A 3,305-nucleotide genomic window follows, 5' to 3' on the forward strand; every position below is an offset into this window, starting at 1 on the left:
GGTAAAAGATATTTACGGTAGCAGGTTACCGTCATCAACATCATCTCTTTCTGTTCGGGAGTAGTAACTAAACGCCACACATCTGTACGAATCAGAGGTTGAGGTTGAGATTTTTTAGTTTTTCTTTTGCTTTTTTTACCCATGGTCTAGTCACAGCCCACTCTATAGGCTATTAAATTATAAGTAGTCGGACAAAAGTTTTGGGTGCTGTATAAAGTTTTGTAAATATAGGTAAAACCTTTTGGGGTAAAGGTTATAAGCATTTTACAGTTTTTGAGACAGTACCGTTTATTTATGTCCGACTACTTATTAACACAAATATGATTAATCTAGAATTGCCAAAAGAATAAGAAAAGGTAGTGTTTTTGGTTGGTCTCGCTAACCCCACCTAAATCGAAGATTATAGGTGGGGTTAGCGAGACATTTTGTTCAAATTGTCTAAATTCCTTGGGATTATTGGTGGGTACGGTCATCTTTCGGTAATCTTTTTGGTAGCTGTTAGGTAAGCATTCAGCCGTCAGCGGTGAGCTTTTAGCTCACGCTACTTGAGGTGCGGTCAGCAGACTTAACTAATAATAAATGAATGGTTACCTGTTGTCTTGATGCAAAACGCGAGTGGTTTGAATTTACAGTAAGATAGTGGAGCCTTTTTAAAAAATCTTTAACCCTTTTCTGCATAACCTGCTAACTATAAAGGCGACCCTATCTAAGGTTTTGTCTCCGGGGGAAACCCCCGCAGGTCGGCGCTGCATCGCTTATTCAAAAGCTTTTCCCGTAGCGTGGCACAGGCTACTTGAGGTGCTATCAGCTATCAGCCAAAAGCCTGTGGCCACGCTACGGCAACAGTTTATGGCCATAGCGCAAGCTACACCGAACAGCTTTTGAATAAAATAAGCTGACGGCACCTCAAGTAGCGTGACCGTAGGCCTTTAGCTGATGCCTGAATGCTTACATGACCTTGAGGTCAAATTAGGGTTAATGACGAGTGTAAGAACGCTCGAAATGGGTTTTAACTTGATGGGCAACTGTTGCAATAACAATGGCTGAGCCAGACCCTAAAATAGCAACTAGTTCAGTGCCAGAACCATCCGTCACTATTGCCAAAGCCGCCAATGCGATCGCTACTGCCACAAAAGTCGTTTTTAACCGGTTGGTTACCTGATAGGCTCGATTGCAGGAACCACAGATTTGAGTATGTCGCCTTAATCGGTCTAGGGGAGGTGGTTGCTGATTATCTTCCAGTTTTTTCTGGGGTAGCTTCCTGGTAGAATAGCCTTGATAAAAAGGTAAAGATGTTCCGAACTTATCGAGCCACTTGCGATACTCAATCAACAACAGATCTGATGTTTTGAGTGGCAAATACAGAGAGTTTAGGCTTGTTCCCAACCGTTCCACTTCTGCCTGCTGTCCCACCACAAGTGGTAAATCTTCTTCTAAGAATTTGTCTCGGTACCAGTGTTCCATCCAACGAGGCTGTAGCTTCAGTTTCCAGGTAGAATAATTATTATAATTCCTAATAATAATACGGCATTTGCCCTGACCTAGAGGAAGGGAATAAAGTGCTGATCCACCGATACGAACTGATTTTTCCTCTCTTGAGCTTCTGTAGGTCACTAAATTGGGAGCAACGAAATCAAGGTTTACCCATGGGCTATTCTTTTGCCTGGTTTTTCGGTACCTGCCTCGAATCCCAAGAGTAGAACTTTCCAGGACTTCCATTTCTAAGGGTTGAGCGTATTTTCGACTACTGAGGGTGCCCTCGTGGCTAATGAAGAGGTGAGAGGGATCGAGGGCATTTTCTATAAAATAGCTTTGGTCGTAGGGGAGGTCTATCATATAGTCTGAGCTGGCAACTGTAGGATTTTCCAAATCCGCTACAGTTGGGATGCCCTCGAGATCAGCAGCTTCAGGTTTCCCCATCCATACCCAGACAATACCTTGCCGTTCCACAACCGTAAAGGATTGCACACAGGCTTTGGCTGGAATCTTGGCATCTTCTGGTAACTGGGGAATGTGCAAACATTGACCATCTTGACCAAATTGCCAGCCGTGATATAAGCACTCGATTTTACCATCAATGATTTGTCCGTCCGAGAGTTTAGCGGCGCGGTGAGGGCAGCGGTTTGTTAAACAGGCTAGCTTACCATCTTGGTTTCTGAACAATACCAAAGGCTCGTCATACAGGGAGAAGCTGTAAGGACGGTCTGTGGGCAGGTCTTGGACAAAGGTGACAGGATACCAGCACTGCTGCCAGTTGAACTCTTGCTGTGTTTCAGTTATTGGAGCGGTGGCAGTTTTTTTTACTGCTTCTGGTTTTTTGGTATCAACTCTCATCGATAACTTCCTCTATGAAACAACTGACCATCAAAGATGGCGAATCTGGAGCTTTTTCGGCACTGAGGCCAGCAATACTAAACCTTCACTGTCAATCCTAGTACTAAGAGTTGCTAGACATTGCCCACCCTATTGTTAGAGAATCACGCATTCCTGGGTAATCAAATCAGCTGCGCGGGTATCATCCGTGAAGTTAGCAATCCCTCTCTTGATTCTATCGGTGCTGTATTTCCAACTAACGATCAGAGTGCTATCGTTACCAGGCTCAAGGGTTTCTGGCACGTTTATGGAAATCCCGTCGGGAAAATCAAATATTAATCGACCGTCCTTCGGCCAATGGACAGGGTAATCTGGCAGGGGCATTTCATCAAAGGTGCCTGATCGTAATACCAGGGTGTCTATTGCCTTAATGCTCGGATAATCCCGATTACTTACCTCTGGTGTCTGATTAGACCAGGGAAATGGGACAACCTCAAGTTTAACTTCGCGGAACAAGGAAATCCTGGAGAGTACACATCGATTTCCTGACTCCTTGGAGCTATCCGGGAAATAGCCAATTACCACGCTGATACGACGGTTGCCTTGGAACAGGTAAATCTCGGTCAAGTTCACCTCGTTTTTCCTAAGAGGTTTGCTCATTACACCAGAGGATTTAGATGAAAACATCGTGGTTGAACTCAGATCGATGGGGTGAGAGATACCTGGACCGCATTTCTCAATAATCCACGTATTTTATTGGATTTTAGAGGGGTCGTCTTGGTTAATAAAACATAGATAATGCTCAAGTTGAGATGCATCTGCCAGAGGAGTAAATCTTCTTGTGGAATCAAGGACTTGATCAAGACTTCCGTTACCCTTATATCGAGAAAGAATTCCTTTCCAGGTGAATCCATGATCCTCAATAAAGCGATACCATTGTCGGAATAATTTTTCGTCTGACTGGTCAGTTGACTGGTTGTCCTGAATCTGAT

4 protein-coding genes are annotated in these 3,305 nt (G+C 44.0%); 1 reads left to right on the forward strand and 3 read right to left on the reverse strand.

The annotated features are described in order from the left end of the window. Window positions 1-714 precede the first annotated feature (714 nt). Window positions 715-885, forward strand: a complete 171-nt coding sequence (locus F6K57_RS40655) for a hypothetical protein (protein WP_293054810.1) — start codon at window positions 715-717, stop codon at window positions 883-885. A 90-nt stretch (window positions 886-975) separates the two neighbouring features. On the opposite strand, the gene F6K57_RS40660 is transcribed toward F6K57_RS40655, so the two are convergent. The 3 genes from F6K57_RS40660 to F6K57_RS40670 all read right to left on the reverse strand — a co-directional run. Next, window positions 976-2,334: a Rieske 2Fe-2S domain-containing protein gene (locus F6K57_RS40660; protein ID WP_293054809.1), complete on the reverse strand. Its 1,359-nt coding sequence runs from the start codon at window positions 2,332-2,334 to the stop codon at window positions 976-978. Window positions 2,335-2,469: 135 nt separating this feature from the next. Beyond that, window positions 2,470-3,000 (reverse strand): DUF3598 family protein, encoded by a 531-nt coding sequence (locus F6K57_RS40665; RefSeq protein WP_293074629.1) that lies wholly within the window; start codon window positions 2,998-3,000, stop codon window positions 2,470-2,472. Between the two features lie 66 nt (window positions 3,001-3,066). Continuing rightward, a partial coding sequence (locus F6K57_RS40670; protein WP_364306196.1) for a DUF3598 family protein occupies window positions 3,067-3,305 on the reverse strand: 239 nt, incomplete at its 5' end.

It is taken from the genome of Moorena sp. SIO4A5 (genome assembly GCF_010672005.1).
GTDB lineage: Bacteria > Cyanobacteriota > Cyanobacteriia > Cyanobacteriales > Coleofasciculaceae > Moorena.